Raw genomic sequence first — 18,863 nt, forward strand, 5'->3', positions numbered from 1 at the left:
CTAGGCTTTGGCTTTAAACAGCAAGTAGACGAAATACGGGACGCCAACTATCGAAATCACAATGCCCACAGGCAGCTCGGCAGGCGAGAACACGGTTTTGGCAATCAGGTCGGAGACAATGACCATCATCATCCCGATCAGTCCGCAGACGGACATCACCCGCCGATGGCGCAGACCGACAAGACGCTTCGCAATATGCGGGGCGAGCAATCCGACAAAGCCGATGCTGCCCGACACGGACACGCAGGCACTCACCAGTCCGATGCTGCTCAGCAAAAACAAGCTTTTCTCTCTTTCCACGCGAACGCCGAGACCTTTAACCGAGCTTTCTTCCAGCTGAAACACATCGAGCAGAGGCGCCCTGCGCATGAGAACGGGCACAAGCACGATAAACCACGGCAGCATGGATGCGATATAGACCCAGTTGGCATTCCAAATGCTTCCCGTCAGCCAGACGGTTGCCATTTCAAAATCTTTGGCGTTCATTTGCAGGGAAAGGAACATGGTGAACGCGCCGAAACCAGAACCGATCGCAATCCCTGTCAAAACTAAACGCTGCGGATCGAGTCGTCCGTTCTGCCAGGCAAAGAAATAGATAAGTGCGGCGGCGGCCAAACCTCCGATAAGACCGAAGAGCGGCATCATCATAATGGCTGTCCATCCGGTACGGATGACATTCCCTTGAAAGAAAAACATAAATAATACGATCGCCGCACCGGCACCTGCATTGATGCCGAGAATCCCCGGATCTGCAAGGCCGTTCCGGGTCACGCCTTGAATCACCGCGCCTGCGATACCGAGGCCGAAACCGACCAACGCCGCAATGACGATGCGCGGCAGACGAAACTCAAACAGTACCATATCGTGATCCGGCTGCGGGTGAATACGGAGCAGCGTACGCAGCACTTCAGAGACCGTCATGTCAAATTCGCCGTTGGTCAGATGGATGTATACCGCCGCCGCGATGACGACGAAGCAGCCAAGCTGTACATGCCACAAGGGCCTTTCTGAGCCTTTACGCATGCTTGCCGCCTCCTCTCTTGCGAATCAAATAGAGGAAGAAGGGCACGCCGAAAAGTGCGGTTAGCACCCCGATAGGCGTCTCGAACGGATAGTTGAGAAACCGGCTGAGAATGTCGCACAGCCCCTGAAAAAGTCCGCCCAGCACCCCCGCACACGGAATGATGCGACGATAATCGACGCCGACAAAAAATCGGGCGATATGCGGAATCAGCAGCCCGACAAAGCCGATTTTGCCAGCCAAAGCGACGGAAATTCCCGTCAGAATGACGACAGCTCCTGTAGCGGCCGCTTTCACAAGCAGAGTACGCTGGCCCAAACCGACGGACACTTCCTCGCCTAGCGATAAAATCGTGACCGACGGGGAAATGCACAACGCCATGACGATGCCGACAACAGCAAACGGGATGGCAAGCTTGATCAGTGTCGGATCGAGCTGGTAAAGCCTTGCGTTATACCAGAAGCTGATATTTTGCGAAACTTGAAAGTACGTCGCTACCGCCGCGGAAACACTGCTCAGAAACGTTCCGATAATCGTCCCGATAATCGCCATTCGAACCGGGGACAAACCGCCGGGCAGCAGCGATGCAATGCCGAAAACGATCCCGACGCCCAAAGCGGAGCCGATTAAAGAGCATACGATCAACTCCATTGACGAGGCCTCCGGCAGCAGCACCATTCCCAGTGTAATAGCGAACGCCGAGCCGTCCGTAACCCCCATAATAGAGGGGGATGCCAAGTAATTCCTTGTCATCCCCTGCATAATGGCCCCGGATATGGCGAGGAAGGCTCCGATAAGTAGTGCCCCGGCAGCCCGGGGAACCCTGGAATGCATAATAATCTGATGGTCCACATTTCCCTTATCGAAATGAAAGAACGCGTTCCACACCGTGCTGACATCCATCGATTTTGCCCCGTAGCGTATGGATAAGAGCATGATGAGCATGATCATAACGGGGGCAATGCCGAGCAAAAACGCGGTGTAAGAAATCCGAAGCCTCATACGTCAACCGAGCCCTCTCATTCGGACAGCTTCTGAACAGCTGCTTTCAGGAAATGGATTTTGCTCCAGGATGTGCCCCCTTGTGCGAGCGGATCCACGACATTGACGAACACCTTATTGTTTTTCACCGCGTTGATGCTTCCCCAGATCGGGTTGTTTTGCAGCTCCTCCAGCGATTTCAAATGATCCTTGTTCTCGTCCTCGGAGAATTGAAGGAAGATCGCATCGGGGTTCATGGCGCTGAACTGTTCTAAAGAAATGGTTTGCTGCGCTTTGGCTGCCTTGACCTCATCCGGCACGTCCATTCCAAGCTCTCCATAAATCGTCGGGTTGAAGAAAACGTCAGCCGGATAAATATTCAGGGCTCCGTTGCGAATCCGGACCGTCACGACTTTCTTCCCTTTCCACTTCTCGCCCAGCTGCTTTTTCGCCGCTTCGACATCGTCCTTATACTGCTTCAGCACTTTCTCGGCTTCCGCTTGCTTGCCGGTCAGCTCGCCCATCAGACGCAGATTCGCTTCCCAGTTGGTAGCAATATGGGATACCTGAATCGTCGGAGCGATTTTCGCCAGCTTCTCCACCACCTCCGGCTGGAATTTAGTTGTGCCGAGAATGACATCCGGCTTCAGCTTCAGAATCGTTTCCATGTTCGGCTGCGTTTTCTCGCCGATCGATTGCGAAGACCCGGTAATCGGCTTAAACAGGTCGGGGAACTTGCCGCCGACCGTTATAGCGCCGATCGGTTCAACCCCCAGCACAAGGGCGTCCTCCATCGCTTCCAGAGCGCCCGTTATGACGATTTTGCCGGAGGGCACGGTGACCGTATATTGCTTGTCCAAATAAGTGATTGTTTTCGTTTGACCCGCAATTGGCGGTTCCTTCGGTTTCTCGGCAGTGCTTTCCGATGTTTTATTCCCCGAAGGGGCGCCGCCCGTCGCCGGCGCTGCTTGGTTTGCGCATGCGGCTAAAACCAAGATGAGTAATACGATGAAGCTAAAGCTTACAAACTTCGTTTTCATGATGCTGATGTCTCCTCCCAAGCTTCTTCGATTCAATTGATAACAATTCTCATTTGCAATTATAAAACATCGCCTTGGCCTGAACCATGGACGAAATCCTGAATTAACATGGACGATTTCCTGTTAGCAGCCTGAGCGTCTCGTCCACAAGACGGTCGTGCGAGGAAGCTGAATATTCACGCCAAGGATCGGAAGAGATGACATAGACCTGATTGCGGCTTACAGCCTTTAAGCTTTGCCACGACGGAGAGAGCTGCAGCGATTCCCAATGCAGGAGCGATTCCGTCTCCTGGCATACGTTTACGAGGATATGGTCCGCATCGTAAACGTGCAGCCGCTCCGGGGTTACCGGTTCTCCAGTAAAAACTTGATCGATCGCATGCGCGGGAGTCAGCTGGAGATCCCCGTAGAATACCTCGATGATGCTCCGGTTGGCATAAACCTGACAGCGGTCCTTGTATATGCTCAGCGTCAGGAACGTCTCGTTCTTCGTTTTGTGCTTCAAACGCTCCCGTACGGCTTTGACTTTCCGGTCATAATTGTTAAGCCACAGCTCCGCTTCCTTGGGGATATCGAGATATTCGGCGGTCAGCCTCAACTGCTCCCGCCAGTCGGTATGCTTCCGCGGGATATAATATACGGAAGCCGCCTGTTCGAGCATCTCCTTCTCCCCGTCCTGCAGTTCGTCGGTACTGATGATCGTATCGGGGCGCACCTGAAACAGCGTTTCAATATTGGATTTCCAGTGCTCGTTATGGCGGTACGCACTAAGATGGACCGGTATATCCGAACGGTATGTTCGGTAATAATACGCTGTCCACTTGGGGTTAAGAGGAGCGGCGTAAGGGATCATATGGAGCGCGAGCAGGTGCCCGGTCACCCCGGCGCCGTATGCAGCGATCTTGCGGCGGCGTTTCGACATGTAGGTCGTCGGCGGGCAGCCCGTCTCCTTTTTGAATTTGCGGCTAAAATAAAATTCATCGTTATAGCCGACTTGATGGGCGATATCCTTCAGCCTCGCGTTGGATCTTGCCATCAGCTGCTTCGCCTTGTTCATCCGCAGGGCGGTCAAATAATCGACGGCGCTGATGCCGTACAATTTTTTAAACAGGTCCACAAAATACTTAGGGCTTATATCCGCCAGACGGGCCAGCTGCTCGATCGAAAGATTTTGCTGGTAATGGCTGTCCATGTACGCTTTCGCGCGCTCCAGCGCCGAATGCGAATCTTCGGCCGAGTGGCGTCTGTTCTCCAAGATAGAGTACAGCAGTTCCTGGAACACAAGCTGCCCGCGGAAACGCTCCAGGCTGTCACGACTCTGCCTGTGCAGATAGGCGGTATGACACAATGCGGCCAAACGAGCCCCGGATGGAACCGGGATTTCGCCACGCTCCGGGAAGAAGCCGGCTCCGCCGCTGCAGCGTACGGCATCGCGATTTGAACCGGCTATGCGGTAAAGCTCGTAGCGAAGCAGAAACAATCCAAGCCCATCCTCGGACTCCGCCGCAGCCCCGAACGTCTCTCCCGGAGGACAAACATAAACCGCATCCTGCCTCAGCCGATAATGTTGGCTGCCGATTGATAACCGTCCTTGCCCTAACGTGGCAACGATTAAGACATATGATTCGGTGAACCGCTGTTCCATCCTCCATTCGCAGCCGCCTTTCATCAAATCGATGTCCAGAAGATGAACCATCAAACCCTCCGCCTCATGAGCCCACGGTCCTGTGCTTTCCGTCCGGATCGAATTCATCGGCCTTCACCTTCTCCTTTAAACCGAATCATGCTGACAATTAGGCTTGTCCGCTTATGGAATCGGATTCGATCATTTCATAATTGATAATGGTTATCATTATCAATTATGAATTATAGCAATATGACTTCGGGTTGACAACTGCAATTTATGGGCGGCAGCAATCGGCCTTGCTTCTGTCGGCTTCCAGATCATGAACCGCTGCTCAACATACCGCAAATGATGCTCTACCAACAGCCTTTAGGAATCGGATTTTCCCGGTCCCTATACTCCGTTCTTTTCGGCCAGCCGCATTTTTTCCCCATTTTTGATCAGCTGTATTGGATTGGCTCCGGATCTATGTCTCCATATCAAAACAGGGTGTCCCTCAGGCCGGATTCGACCTGTCGGAGCACCCTCATTGAAGTCAGAACTACCCTGAAATTTATGAATAAGCCTTCAATACCTCCTGCAGCCGGAAGGCGACCGTCATTTTTCCTTCCACCTTTAGATCCCCCGACATATACGCGGCTGCCGCGTTCAGTTGACGGTTCATCAGCTTGCGGAGCGTCGCCTCCGTCATCGTCAGCTTGCAATCCGCAGGATCCGGCGCCCCCTCCTTGAGGCTCACCTGTCCTCCATGAAAGCGTACCTGCAGCACATTGTCATCTGCCAGATGAAATTGATATACCGCATTCAGCGACCGGATCGCCTCGGGGCTGCCGTTCATTCGATCCACAAGTCGCTGAAGCTCATCCCGAATGGCCATAGCTCACCTCAAAGATCAATGGATTCAAGTGGCGGATTACCAAATGAAACGTACCGTCACCCGTTCCGGCTGGCTCTCTTCCAAGACACCGCCGGGCATTTCAGAACATGTCCGGTGCCGCCTCCGGTCAAGCCTTTTCCGCCGGCAAGCTTGCTCGTTGTTCCCCATCGAAATCGTTTCAGATCAGCTTTCCACCGTATCGTCATCCGTCTTCTCCGCTTCTTCTTCCTCAAGCTTCCTGCGCAGCACCTTGCCCACCAGAGACTTGGGCAGCGTTTCGCGGAATTCATAAACATGCGGTACCTTATATGCTGCGAGTCTTTGCCGGCACCAGAGGTTCAATTCTTCCGCACCTGCCTCACTGTTTTTTTTCATCACCAAATAGGCTTTTACCGTCTCCCCGCGATAAGGGTCGCTCACTCCTGCCACCACAGCCTCCTCAACCTCAGGATGTTCATAAAGCACTTCCTCGACTTCCCGTGGATAAACGTTGTAGCCGCCGGCAATGATCAAATCTTTCTTTCGGTCCAAAATGGTAAAAAAACCATCCTCATCCATCTTTGCCATGTCCCCGGTGTACAGCCAGCCATCCCGCAAAGCGGCTGCCGTATCCTCCGGACGATTCCAGTAGCCTTTCATAACCTGAGGGCCGCGAACAATCAGCTCGCCGATTTCCCCCGCCGGCAGCTCCGTATCGTGATCGGGATCGACGATCCGGGCCTCCGTGTCGGGTAACGGAATGCCGATCGATCCGATTTTACGTTTCTCCCATATATTGTTCGCATGAGTGACCGGCGACGCCTCTGTTAAGCCATAGCCTTCGACCAGTCTGGCGCCCGTCATGGCTTCAAACTTCTGCTGAATCTCCGCCGGAAGAGGAGCCGCGCCGCTGACACACACCTCCAGGGAAGACAATGTACTACCGGTTAGCGCATGACGGATCAAACCCGCATACATCGTCGGGGCGCCCGGGAAGATCGTCGGCTTCACCCGTCGTACGGTCTCGACCAGCAGGGCGATCTCAAATCGCGGCAGCAGAGCCATCGTTCCAGCCAAATAGACCGATTTGTTCAACAGCACCGTCAAGCCGAAAACATGGAAAAAAGGCAATGCAGATAAATAAACCTCGCCTGCCTGCTTCGAACGGTAAGACCAGAGCCGGTTTTGAATCGTATTGGCGACCAGATTATAATGCGTAAGCATCACGCCTTTGGCCCGCCCTGTCGTCCCGCCCGTGTACTGAATCAGTGCGAGATCATTCTCCGCATCCAGCTTGACGCCGCACGGCTCCGGGGATGCCCGGCGCAGCAGCTTGACGAACGAATATACGCCTTCCCCATAAATAACATCCCGTTTCATCTTCTTCAGTTTGGCAAATAGGGGATACAGCCAATTTTGCGGTATCGGCAAATAGTCCTTGATAGACGTGACGATGATCTGCCGGATTTCCGCCTTCTCCTTTACCTGGTAAACCCGGTCGAAAAGCAAATCCAAAGTTACGATCACGGTCGCCCCCGAATCCTTGAGCTGGTACTCCAGCTCCCGCGGCGTATACATCGGATTCGTCATCACTACCACTCCGCCCATCAGCAGTGTGCCATAATAAGCGATCACGGTTTGCGGGCAATTGGGCAGCATGATCGCTACGCGACTGCCCTTTCTGACGCCGAGGCGGATCAGCGTATTCGCAAACCGGTAGGCTGAATCGAGCAGCTCCCGGTAAGATATTTTTTTACCCAAAAAATCTAAAGCGATATGCTTCGGATAGGTCTGGGCGGATTCCTTCAAGAAATGTGCCAAATTCTGCTTCGGATAATCAAAGGTCGGTGGCACCTCGGCAGGATAATGCTTGAGCCAAGGTTTGCTGGTCATTGAAACCACCTCCACATCGGGCTAGTCATGTCAAGCTGCGCTTGGTAAGCAAACCGCTTCCGGATCAACTGATGTTTTGCCAGGGTCGTCCGAAAACGTTTACATATTCCTGTAATGGATAATATATGATTCCGGCTAACCCGATATGACTTTCCTTCACCTTCCGTTGTCCTCAACAGGCCGCCTCTACGAGGATCTGCGGAAATATTCATTGTTGACGATCGGCGCGGAAAGCCATGAAACGCGAAAAAGCGCCCTTATCAGCGGAGAAACCGCCCGGCGCCCTCGATGATCATCCACTATACAGAAACGGTTCCCCCGTCGCGCAGCCTTCCGATCTTTAACCCCGGCCGCTTCCTCAGGTCGATAAACTGACCGGACCCATACACCAGGGGACGACAAGGATCCGCTTCATGAACCATGACTACCGTTGCTTGCGTTCCATCAGACAAGTCTACACGGCTTCCAATCGTACATTCGGTCACATGCCGGACAAAGCAGCGGACAATACCCGGATCCAGCATACCATAAGCATGATCGGCGATGCTTTGAAGCACATCAAATAAAGGCAAAGCATTTCGGTACGCCCTCTTAGAGGACATTGCATGAAACACGTCGGCCACAGCCACGATTTTGCTAACCTTTTCAATGCGGTTTCCCGGTAACCCCGCAGGGTAGCCGCTGCCATCCTCCCGTTCATGGTGCTGCAGCGCGGCCAAAGCAATCACCGGATCCAGCCCCGGTTCGCGAACGAGGAGATCATAACCGTACCGGGCGTGGCGCTTGACTTCACAGAACTCCTGTTCATCCAATTGGCCCGGCTTTTGAAGGATCGATTGCGGAACGAACAGCTTGCCCACATCGTGAAGAAGGCCGGCCAAGGTGATTCGAACCCGTTCATTTACGGACAGGCCGAGCCATTTGGCCAGCAATCCCGCCATCACGCCGACTCCGACACTGTGCTTGTACGTATCTTCATCCTGCTTCTCCAGCGTCAACAAAATGCGGTACGTATCCGAACGGCCCGAAATACGCATGATGGCCGGCAGAACCGTACGGCATACCTTGTCGACAGGAACCCTTCCGGCGGCGCGGATATCCGCAAACATCTCCTTCATCTCACGGATAGCAAGCCGTACAAGCTGCTCAGGCTCAAATTCCGGGAGAATCACATCCGTACTGTCAAGTTTAAGACCGTGCTCTTGAAGCGATTTAAGGCTTTCCGTTGTAAGAATGGAGGAAGCTGGCAGAATTAATAGTCCATTTCGATTATATATATTTTTATTCAACCTCTTGCCCAGAAGATGCGATTTTTCTATCAACTGGCGTAAACCTTTATCGTCCGTCATCACGCCAATTTACCGTTGGTCTGTTGATTTTGAATGCCTCTGGCGGAATATACGCGGCTTTTTACCCATTCCATATCGATCGTCTGATTCTCCATGTGCTCCAGAATTTCGATGCAGTAATTTTCGATGCATACCCTGCCGGAGCTCATGCTCTTCAGAATAATTTTCGTCTTGGACCTTAAAACCGACGGAGCCCCCGTCTGACCGCCGACCATCATGGCGGAAATCATGCCGTCCGCCTCCAAACGGGAGCCTCGGCATACGGCATCTTTGTCATAAAATACAATATTGGCCGCTGAGTACAGGTCGCTTTGCAGCACCCCTTCTTTTCGGATCAAAATGTCGCCGTTGGATTTGAGCGTGGATAAATGGCACTGCCCGATATCGATCCGTACTTTGGCTTCTTGCATGCTGCCGACATGCTGGACCGTCTCCCTGAGAGAATTCAAAATGCCGAGAATCGTTCCGTGAGAAATCAATTGCGGCATCCGGGAGAGCTGAAGGAACCGTTCCAGCATGTCTTTAAGATTCAGCCAAGCCGTCTTGTCTCGGGACCGGATATTAATAATCACCGATAACGCTTCTTTGGCCAGTTTATAAATATCTTTAAACTTGTTTTCCACGAGCAGTAAAATAATTTGTCCGTAATGGGGCTTCTGCCCCTTCTTTTCCACCATCTCGAAAAGAAGCTTCGCTGCTTCAAGCAGCTGTTCGAATTGGGACATTAACAATTTGGAATTGTTGTAAAGCCGGTTATACAACACCCCGAAATAACCGGAGTACAGATTGCTTTTGATCGCATTGCCTTGAATGTAAATGCTGCCGGTTGCCGTGACGGTAGCGTTGTAGACACTGCCTGAGATATACACATTGCCAAGCGACTCGACGATCATGCTTTCCATCACGTTTCCATAAATGATAATGTCGCCGGAAAAAACAATATGTCCCGTTTCAATATTGACATCGCCGGGTACGATATAAGCCTTCGTAATATCAAAAAACTTCGTTTGGTTGCCGGTGATGCGCGGTCTTCCTTCTCTAAGAGCGATAACGAAGCCGTCCTCCCGGATTTGCACCCCGTCTTTGGCTACAATAACAATATCCTTCGGTTCTTTTGGCCGAATGAAATTGCCATATACGTCGTAGCCGACGGTCCCTTCTTCCGGCGGAATTTTTCGGGCGATCACATCTCCCGGAGTGACCGAAGGAATATTTAAATGATTTCTGTAATCGACCACGCCCCCGATTTCCACATACTGATTTTCCACCTGCTCTGTGAAAAAGAGCTGCAGCTCCGCATCCTTTCCGGGAACCGGAGGCTTTCCCCGCGCGATCAGAATCGGCTCGAATGTCGGGTTAAGCACTTCCTCAAACACTGCCCCGATGTTCCGGTTTTTCGTGATCGACAAACGATCCAGCTCAAGAATAATATCGTTAAACTCCAGTTTGTTAAGAATAATCGATTGGTCTTCTTCCGCTCTGAGAACCAAATGGGCGGCAGGCTCGCACTCGCTGAGCTTCCATACATACCTGACGGGTGAATGCACAAGCAGGTAGGCTTGCATACGATCCTCGGATACCTGAATTTCAAACAATGGAGATTCCTCTACGGACCACTCCAGCTTGTCCTTGGATGTTACGGTTACCGTACCGGAGACCGCTTCTCCATTTACAGTCAGCTTGACCGGGGGTATAGCCTCAATGGTAAGGGGCGACATCTCGTCATCCGACGTATGTACAAAAATTTCATTTCCGCTTACACTAAACCAGCCTCGGTTCGTATTTTCTTTATGCCCGCCGAGAGCTTCCTCTTTGGAATAATCCGACAAACCGGCACCATTCGGCGCTGAATCCAACGCCAACGATTTTATCATTTTGACCAATTCCATTTCCGTAATAGAGTCGGACATCCGGACTACCTCCTTCCTCTGAATCAAGCGTTTTGCAGCTTAGAAAAAATGCACCTTCTCCAGCCGGGGAAAGGTGCATGAAAAATACGTTCCTTCCATTATCGGCGGCATGGCTGCCATAGCATGAAATACTTTAGGCCCATTGCTTTGCGTCCTTGCCTTTCGACAAGTTTGCCATTATCGTAATGAAATATTCCGTTTTATAATTAAATTATAATCAAGCAGATCGGCAAACGACAACACGATATAAGACAAAAGGACTAATCCATGCTTGTAGAAAGTATTTTATGTGTCATTTTTCGCTAAGATTCGACAAAAAGGTTAAAACATTGCATTATTTACGCCCGTTTTTACATATTGTTACAGATCTAATCGCGCCAAAGCTCGGTAATCGGAACACCCAGTGCATCCGCAATACATTGTATGGTATATTTATGCGGGTTTGTAATTTTTCCGTTTCTCATTTTGGAGATCGTGCCCATGGACAGTCCGGTCAGCTCAGAAAGCCTGGTTGCCGTCATACGGCGTTCCGCCATCAGCATGCGCAGCGTAACAGCTATTCCCGACGGTTCCCGTGTTTGCCCGTTTGCCAGGCATTTGCCGACAAAGGCAATTCGGGTGACTTCCTGCCTGCCGTTTAACAGAGGTTGAAAGCGAAATTCCATATCTGCCTGTCGATGGTTATGTACCCACTCCAGCGCCATACTGAAGCCGGATGCGGACAATAAGGCCTGGCGGAGCGAGTGCCTTACCTGAAGCAAATGTTTGGATCCGACAAAAGAAAGAAACGGCTGCGCTAACAAATCTTTTCTCTGCAGATCCAGCAAGGGGCCGTGGAGCGAGCAATCGGTAAAGCGGAATTTCGTCGTCAGCGTTCCGCTTACCTCATACCCCGTACCCTGCCGTAAAATCCATTTTTTGTCGCTGACGTCTCTGACAACCATAATATAGTAATAGACCCCATCCATAACCGTTTCGCGTAAAGATAGCTCCACATCCACTTGATGCCCGTGTTTTACGGTCCATCTCTCTTCCGAAAACAGAACCTCATCATACTCAAAAAACTCCGGGCGCTTCAATACCCAATCCCTGTATTCAGCCGATAGAAAAGATAAGAAGGATGCCTGCCCCAGCTCTTCTTTTGTATAGCCGATGATCTGGAAAAAAGCCGGATTCGCCTCCTCGACCATGAATTGACGGCCATCCCATTTGCAAAGACAGATGCCAACCGCAGCCTTTTCAACCATCAAGCTTGCCCAACGATTCGGCATTGTGCTTTTCCAACCTTTCCTCTTTAAGAAAACAGTAATAAGCTATGATCCGTTGTATTCCCAAGCGGTCCCCATCTCCGCCCTCGGGCAGCTGCCTCGGTCTGCCTTCACTCAACCATGCCGTTACCGCGAGCACAAGCGCATCGACGATATCGTCCCGCGCCACCGCTTTGCGCGGATACCGCAGCATCAGCTCTTCGACAACCTCGTCGGCTTGTGCATACACGCCCCGCAGATGCGCCATACGCTCGTCAAAGCCCGCCTGGCTCTTCTTCCCGCTGTGCATCGGGCCGCCGAAAAGCTGTGCGAGGCAAAGCTCCGGATGCGACTCGCGAAACGTTAAGCGGGCCGCTTCATCCTGCCGGAGCAGCCGGTCCAGCGTGCGAATCTTCGGGACAAGCGCCCAGGTTTGGCGCGATAATCCCCGACCGCTGAGCCTGCGCTGGAGCGCATTCGCCTGCGCATAATCCGTGGCACTCAGCACCTCGCGGACGGGCGCAGGGAATATGCTGGACGCCCGTCCGGGCTTCAGCAGCTGCCGCGCCAGCACATCGCAGCGTCGCGGCTCGCTGCCGTCGGCCAGACCGATCGGCATATCGATCAACAACAACGCTGCCTGCCGATACGCCGCCCATAGGCTTTCCAGGTCCTCGAACACCCCCGCCGTCCAGCTTCCGTCAATCGTAAGCTCCACCGTCAGCCAGCCCGCCGGGCAGCCGTCAATGCCTGCAAAGGAGCCGCCCTTCATGAGTTTTCCGGCTCCGCTTTGCCGGCACCCGGATTCAACTGCAAAAACCGCTCAGCCATAAACCTTGTCCCGCACTCCCGATCCCATTCGTCCGCGGCTTGCTTGTTTTCGTCCCGATCCGCCAATAAACAGGTATGCGCTTGCATAGTTGAACACGCCCTTTATCCCTTGGTCATTGTCTTTATTATACATCCTTTTGCATGGAACGGACATGCTGAGACAAGGACAAATAGCGCCTCGGCATCCGTACTGCTTTAAACGCAAAAAGCCGAGGATACATGGATTTCCATTCATCCTCGGCTTTTCATTCTTTCTTACTTCCCTAACTGGTGAATCGGATGGCCAAGCGCGCCTTCGGCAGCGTCCATGGTAATCTCGCCAAGCGTCGGGTGCGCATGGATCGTGAGCGCGATATCTTCAAGCGTGGCTCCCATCTCAATGGCCAGCGTCAGCTCGGCGATCAGGTTGGACGCTTCTGCACCGACGACAAACCCGCCAAGCAACAGTCCGCTGTCTTTGTCGCCGATCAGCTTCACGAAGCCGTCGGTGGCGTTCATCGATTGCGCGCGTCCGTTAGCTCCATACGGGAACTTGCCTACGACGACATTGATGCCCTTCTCTTTTGCTTCCGTCTCGCTGAGACCGACGCCCGCGATTTCCGGATCGGAGAATACGACGGCCGGAATGACTTTATAGTCCACTGCGCTGGGCAGACCTGCGATCGATTCCGCCGCCACTTTTGCTTCATAGGAAGCTTTATGCGCAAGCGCAGGACCCGGTACGATGTCGCCGATAGCATAAATGTGCGGCACGTTGGTCTGGCATTTTTCGTTCACCTTGATCAGGCCGCGCTCGCCAACCTCCACTCCGGCGAGTTCCAGGGACAGGTCGCCGTCCGTATTGGGACGACGGCCTACCGTAACAAGCACGTAGTCGGCCGTGATTTTCTTTTCCTCGCCTTTTACGGTGTAGGTCACTGTTACATCCTTGTCGGTTTGCTCGGAGCTCTGCGCCAACGCTTCCGTCACGATGTCTACATTCAGCTTTTTCAGGTTGCGCGCCACAAGCTGGGTAAGATCCTTCTCAAAGCCGGGAAGAATCGAATCCGATCCCTCCAGCACCGTAACCTTCGTACCGAATTTGGCATAGGTTTGACCAAGCTCGATTCCGATGTAGCCGCCGCCGATCACGACCATGCTCTTTGGAATTTCCTTTAAGGACAGCGCCTCTGTCGAGGAGATGATCCTGCCGCCGAAAGGAAACGCCTTGAGCTCGATCGGACGGGACCCCGTCGCAATGATGCAGTGGTTGAAACGGTACCGGGCCGTTTCGTTATCGTTAAACACGCGCGCCTCATGCTCGTTGATGAACAGCGCCTCGCCATGGAATACCTGTACTTTATTGCCCTTGAGCAGCATGCCGACGCCGCCGGATTGCTTTTTGACGATGCCGTTTTTCCACTCCTGGACTTTGTTAAAATCGATCGAGACATTCTCCGCCGAGATACCGACCGAAGCGGCATGGTTGACCAGCTCATATTGATGTGCCGCGGATATCAAGGCTTTGGACGGGATGCAGCCGCGGTTCAGGCAGACGCCTCCAAGCTCGGCCTTATCCACCACCAGCACGCTTTTGCCGAGCTGGGCGGCACGGATCGCGGCGACATACCCGCCGGGACCGGCTCCGATGACAAGCACATCGATTTCAACTGATGCGTCTCCAACTACCATAATGGATTACACCTCCATGACAAGCAGTTCCGGATCGGCCAGCAGCTGCTTGATATAATTCAAAAAGTTTTGAGCAGTAGCACCGTCGATAATACGGTGATCGAAGCTTAAGGACAATGCCATGACAGGAGCGACAACGATCTCTCCGTTTTTCACTACAGGCTTTTCCGTAATCCGGCCCGTTCCAAGAATCGCCACCTCAGGGAAATTGATGACCGGAGTAAAGAACATGCCGCCGGCGGAGCCGATGTTCGTAATGGTGATCGTCGAGCCTCTCAGCTCGTTGGGTCCCAGTTTGCCCTCGCGGCCGCGCGCCGCCAAATCTTTAATCGCTTCGGCGATAGCCCACATGCTCTTGCGGTCGGCATCCGGAATAACCGGAACGATCAGACCGTTATCCGTATCGGTAGCAATCCCGATGTGGTAGTACTTTTTGTACACGATTTCCTGCTTTTCTTCGTCGATCATCGCGTTCATTACCGGGAATTGGCGAACCGCCGCAACCAGCGCCTTCACGATGAACGGCAGGTATGTCAGCTTGACGCCTTTCTTCTCGGCAATCGGCTTTGCTTTCGTACGAAGCGCGACGAGCTGCGTCACGTCGACTTCGTCCATCAGCGTCACATGCGGCGCCGTGTACACGCTCTTCACCATGGCATTGGCGATCGCCTTGCGGATGCCTTTGAGCGGTACGCGCTCTTCCTCGCGGTCTCCGCTTGCGGCTGTTAAAGCCGCAGGCGCAGCTTTCGATGCTGCAGGAGCCGCCGTTTCCGCCGCTTCCGGTGCTGCAGCTTTCCCGCCGCCGTTCACAAATCCGAGCACATCTTCTTTCGTCACGCGCCCGTTCTTCCCGGTTGCCGTCACTTCCGCGATGTTCACACCCTTCTCGCGAGCCAGCTTGCGGACGCTCGGCGTAGCCAATACCTCACGCTTCTGGCTTCCGGCCGCCGCTCCCTGCGCCGCGGACGAGCCGCCTGCCATCGGCGTATCCAGCTTCGCAGCGTTCACGTTCGCCGCAACAGCTCCGCCCACCGCGCATTCGGCGCCGGTTTCCGCCCCAGCCGCAGCAGGCGCTGCCGCTTCAGCGGCGCCAGGCGCTTCGCCGTGTCCGCCCGCACTTTGCGGAACTTCACCTTCCACTTCAAAAATGGCTATCAAATCGCCAACCGTACACACCGTGCCTTCGTCAACCTTCAGCTCGACGATTTTGCCTTCCACCGGGGAAGGAACCTCTACAGTCGATTTATCGTTTTGCACGTCCATCAGGATCGTTTCATCGTTTACCGTATCTCCTGGCTTTACATGCCACTTGACAATTTCGCCCTCATGAATGCCCTCGCCCAGCTCGGGAAAACGGTATTCAAACTTTGCCATCGGTCAGTCACCGTCCTTACAATTTATCAGAATTAGAAATCCAGAACCTTATTCAAACCGGCTACGATGCGCGCCGGATTCGGAAGCCATTGATCCTCAATCTGTGCGAAAGGATATACCGTATCCGGAGGAGCCACACGCAGCACGGGCGCTTCCAGATGCAAAATCGCCTTTTCGTTGATCTGAGCGATGACCTCCGCCGCAATGCCGGCCGTTTTTTGCGCTTCCTGTACCACGATCGCACGGTTCGTCTTTTTGATCGATTCCACGATCGTATCGATGTCCAGCGGCATCAGCGTGCGCAGGTCGATGACTTCCGCCTTCGCGCCGCGGGTTTTTTCCAATTCTTCCGCAGCCTTCAGCGAAGTATGCACCATAGCTCCGTATGTGATGATGGTGACGTCAGAACCTTCGCGAACCACGTTGGCTTTGCCGATCGGAACGGTATATTCGCCTTCCGGCACTTCGGCGCGGAACGAGCGGTATAAATTCAGATGCTCCATGAAAAAGACCGGATCATTGTCGCGAATGGCCGAAATCAACAAGCCCTTCGCATCATAAGGATTGGACGGCACGACCACTTTAATCCCCGGCGTTTGCACCAAAAGACCCTCCAGCGGATCCGTGTGCAGCTCCGCCGCCTTCACTCCGCCGCCGAACGGTGTGCGAATGACGATCGGAGCCTGGTAACGGCCGCCGGAACGGTAGCGCATTCTGGCCGCCTGAACCGCAATTTGGTCGAACGCTTCAAAAATAAACCCGATAAATTGGATTTCCATAATCGGCCGGAAGCCTTGAATCGCCATACCGACGGCCATTCCGCCGATCGCCGATTCGGCCAGCGGTGTATCGAATACGCGGTTTTCCCCGAATTCCGCCTGAAGACCTTCCGTCGCCCGGAATACGCCTCCGACTTTCCCCACGTCTTCACCGAAAATTACCACGTTAGGATCGCGCTGAAGCTCAACCCGCATCGCGTCCTTGATCGCTTGAATCATTGTCATTTGAGCCATGGCTGATGGTTCCTCCCCTTTACGCTAAATAATCCGCTTTCTGCTCTTCCAAATGCTGCGGCGTCGTTTCGAACATGCTGTCGATCAATCCCGGCACCGTCATTTTTTCCGTCTGTTCGGCTTTCTTGATTTGCTCCGCCACCGTATTCTTCGCATCCTCGATCACAGCGGCCTCTTCTTCTTCCGACCACAGGCCCTTGCTCACGAGGTAATTGCGGAAGCGGTTCAACGGATCTTTCTGTTCCCATTCCGCCGTTTCCTCTTTCGTACGGTATTTGGACGGATCGTCGCCGGACATGGAATGCGGCAGGAACCGGTACGTTACCGCTTCAATCAGCGTGGCTCCCTCACCGTTGCGTCCGCGTTCCGCTGCATCCTGTACTGCTTTGATGACAGCCAGCACATCCATTCCGTCCACTTGCACGCCCTTAATCCCCGCCGCTACCGCTTTGTGAGCTATGGACAACGCAGCCGTTTGCTTGGAGAACGGAGTCGTAATGGCATAACCGTTATTTTGAACGACGAAAATCGCCGGCAGCTTGAAGGCCCCCGCAAAGTTTATCGCTTCGTAGAAATCACCCTCGGAGGAACCGCCGTCGCCGGTATACGTGATGGAGACACGCTTTTCCCCGCGCTGTTTGAACGCCATGGCTACACCCATCGCGTGCAGATACTGGGCTCCGATAATAATCTGCGGCATCAGCACGTGCACATCTTCCGGAATTTGTCCGCCATGCTGATGTCCTCTGGAATACAAAAACGCTTGGTACATCGGCAAGCCATGCCAAACGATCTGAGGCATGTCGCGATACCCCGGACAAATAAAATCATCCTTATTCAGAGCGAACTCGCTGCCGATCATCGTCGCTTCCTGCCCCGATACCGGCGCATAAAAACCAAGACGGCCCTGACGGGTCAGGTTTACGGCACGTTGATCCCACGTCCGCGTAAATACCATGCGGCGCATAACTTCCTTTAACTGATCGTCGGAGAGCTTCGGCATCGCTTCCGGATTGACTACCGTACCATCCTCAGCCAGAACGGACAACGGCTGAACTTCTTGCACGTCAACTATATACGGCTTGCTCATGATCAAATTCACCTCTAAGATAGATTTTTAGAAACATGAAAATGTCGATTATTTAAAATTTCTGTTATAGTATTATTATAAACCTGTTTTTATCAATAAGACAATAACTTACTTGAAAAATATGATATATACACATGCATAACACTATAACAGTTTCTCAAAATAAGTAATACAGATGCCTCTTTTCGACAAAACTATTATAATACAAAGGGGATGGCTATCATGGACGAAAGCTTGTACTACAAACGGACCATTGTAAAAGAAACGATATCTTCGGCTGAGCTCGGCGAAGACCGCTCCTTGCGAATATATCTCCCGCCCGGTTACAACGAGCTGCTGTCATACCCGGTGATTTACTGTCAGGACGGAGAAGACTTTTTCAATTTCGGACGGATCGCCACCACCATGAACCGCTTGATTTATGACGAGAATATAGAACCGGCCATCATCGTAGGCGTGGACGTGGATAAGTCGGTCCGCACCTCCGAATACGCTCCCGAAGGCAGCCGGTTTGCCGCATACTGCCGTTTTTTCGCCCGGGAGCTGGTGCCCTACCTTGAACATCATTACCCTGTACGGGCGGACTTAAACGAACGGATGATCGCGGGCGATTCTCTGGGTGCAACCGTATCCCTGCATCTCGCCTTAGATTATCCTAGCCTATTTTGTAAAGTTATATCCTTATCGGGCGCATTTTTCCAATCGACAAGAGACCGCATTGCGCAGGAGGACGATTTATCCAGGCTGCACGTGTCCATGGTGATCGGGTTGGATGAAACAGAGGTTCATACGGATCGGGGGAGCTTCGATTTTGTGGAAGCGAATCGAATAACCAAACAGCTTCTCGAAGCGAGAAGCTGTTTGGTCAACTATGAGGAAAAGCCGGGGAAGCATATATGGGGCTTCTGGCAGAACGAGCTGCCATGGATGCTGAAGCAATTTCTTAAGTGATTGCAGCTGCCG

General features: G+C 52.9%; 16 protein-coding genes and 1 riboswitch. Of the genes, 1 reads left to right on the plus strand and 15 read right to left on the minus strand.

All coding sequences use genetic code 11. The features are described from left to right. The 15 genes from IJ22_RS13355 to pdhA all read right to left on the minus strand — a co-directional run bounded on the left by IJ22_RS13355 (position 1) and on the right by pdhA (position 17,900). Positions 1-1,023, minus strand: a complete 1,023-nt coding sequence (locus tag IJ22_RS13355; protein WP_054819166.1) for a FecCD family ABC transporter permease — start codon at positions 1,021-1,023, stop codon at positions 1-3. Then, positions 1,016-2,023, minus strand: a complete 1,008-nt coding sequence (locus IJ22_RS13360; protein WP_062409178.1) for a FecCD family ABC transporter permease — start codon at positions 2,021-2,023, stop codon at positions 1,016-1,018. The genes IJ22_RS13355 and IJ22_RS13360 overlap by 8 nt, the downstream gene beginning before the upstream one ends. 17 nt (positions 2,024-2,040) lie before the next feature. Next, the gene (locus IJ22_RS13365) at positions 2,041-3,045 is read right to left on the minus strand and encodes an ABC transporter substrate-binding protein (RefSeq protein WP_418007121.1); all 1,005 of its coding nucleotides are present in this window, start codon (positions 3,043-3,045) and stop codon (positions 2,041-2,043) included. Positions 3,046-3,145: 100 nt separating this feature from the next. Further along, complete coding sequence (locus IJ22_RS13370) at positions 3,146-4,795, minus strand: AraC family transcriptional regulator (protein WP_062409180.1); 1,650 nt, start codon at positions 4,793-4,795, stop codon at positions 3,146-3,148. A 424-nt stretch (positions 4,796-5,219) separates the two neighbouring features. Then, a complete protein-coding gene (locus IJ22_RS13375; RefSeq protein WP_062409181.1) occupies positions 5,220-5,543 on the minus strand; it encodes an SCP2 sterol-binding domain-containing protein in 324 nt (107 codons plus the stop codon). Between the two features lie 183 nt (positions 5,544-5,726). Continuing rightward, on the minus strand, positions 5,727-7,415 hold the full coding sequence (locus tag IJ22_RS13380) for a long-chain-fatty-acid--CoA ligase (protein ID WP_062409182.1): 1,689 nt from the start codon (positions 7,413-7,415) through the stop codon (positions 5,727-5,729). Between the two features lie 299 nt (positions 7,416-7,714). Next, the gene (locus tag IJ22_RS13385) at positions 7,715-8,737 is read right to left on the minus strand and encodes an HD-GYP domain-containing protein (protein ID WP_160327382.1); all 1,023 of its coding nucleotides are present in this window, start codon (positions 8,735-8,737) and stop codon (positions 7,715-7,717) included. Between the two features lie 26 nt (positions 8,738-8,763). Further along, entirely contained in the window at positions 8,764-10,674 is a 1,911-nt protein-coding gene (locus IJ22_RS13390) for a flagellar assembly protein A (RefSeq protein ID WP_062409184.1), read from the minus strand. Between the two features lie 100 nt (positions 10,675-10,774). Continuing rightward, positions 10,775-10,860, minus strand: a riboswitch (cyclic di-GMP riboswitch). 182 nt (positions 10,861-11,042) lie between these two features. Beyond that, positions 11,043-11,945: a helix-turn-helix domain-containing protein gene (locus IJ22_RS13395; RefSeq protein ID WP_062409185.1), complete on the minus strand. Its 903-nt coding sequence runs from the start codon at positions 11,943-11,945 to the stop codon at positions 11,043-11,045. After that, the gene (locus IJ22_RS13400; protein WP_062409186.1) at positions 11,914-12,693 is read right to left on the minus strand and encodes a DUF429 domain-containing protein; all 780 of its coding nucleotides are present in this window, start codon (positions 12,691-12,693) and stop codon (positions 11,914-11,916) included. Before IJ22_RS13400 ends, IJ22_RS13395 begins: the two co-directional genes overlap by 32 nt. Beyond that, a complete protein-coding gene (locus IJ22_RS26350) occupies positions 12,690-12,839 on the minus strand; it encodes a hypothetical protein (RefSeq protein ID WP_160327383.1) in 150 nt (49 codons plus the stop codon). The genes IJ22_RS13400 and IJ22_RS26350 overlap by 4 nt, the downstream gene beginning before the upstream one ends. Positions 12,840-13,007: 168 nt before the next feature. Further along, positions 13,008-14,423 carry a dihydrolipoyl dehydrogenase gene (lpdA, locus tag IJ22_RS13405; protein ID WP_054819157.1) on the minus strand — a complete coding sequence of 472 codons (1,416 nt, stop codon included), beginning with the start codon at positions 14,421-14,423 and terminating at the stop codon, positions 13,008-13,010. Positions 14,424-14,429: 6 nt separating this feature from the next. After that, the gene (locus IJ22_RS13410) at positions 14,430-15,797 is read right to left on the minus strand and encodes a dihydrolipoamide acetyltransferase family protein (protein WP_062409187.1); all 1,368 of its coding nucleotides are present in this window, start codon (positions 15,795-15,797) and stop codon (positions 14,430-14,432) included. Between the two features lie 32 nt (positions 15,798-15,829). Then, entirely contained in the window at positions 15,830-16,810 is a 981-nt protein-coding gene (locus tag IJ22_RS13415) for an alpha-ketoacid dehydrogenase subunit beta (RefSeq protein ID WP_054820342.1), read from the minus strand. 19 nt (positions 16,811-16,829) lie between these two features. Further along, positions 16,830-17,900 (minus strand): pyruvate dehydrogenase (acetyl-transferring) E1 component subunit alpha, encoded by a 1,071-nt coding sequence (pdhA, locus tag IJ22_RS13420; protein WP_062409188.1) that lies wholly within the window; start codon positions 17,898-17,900, stop codon positions 16,830-16,832. A 222-nt stretch (positions 17,901-18,122) separates the two neighbouring features. On the opposite strand from pdhA, the gene IJ22_RS13425 reads away from it, so the two are divergent. Further along, the gene (locus tag IJ22_RS13425; protein WP_062409189.1) at positions 18,123-18,851 is read left to right on the plus strand and encodes an alpha/beta hydrolase; all 729 of its coding nucleotides are present in this window, start codon (positions 18,123-18,125) and stop codon (positions 18,849-18,851) included. Positions 18,852-18,863: the final 12 nt, after the last annotated feature.

Origin of the sequence: Paenibacillus naphthalenovorans, from assembly GCF_001465255.1 — a bacterium.
Taxonomy (GTDB): Bacteria; Bacillota; Bacilli; order Paenibacillales; family NBRC-103111; genus Paenibacillus_G; species Paenibacillus_G naphthalenovorans.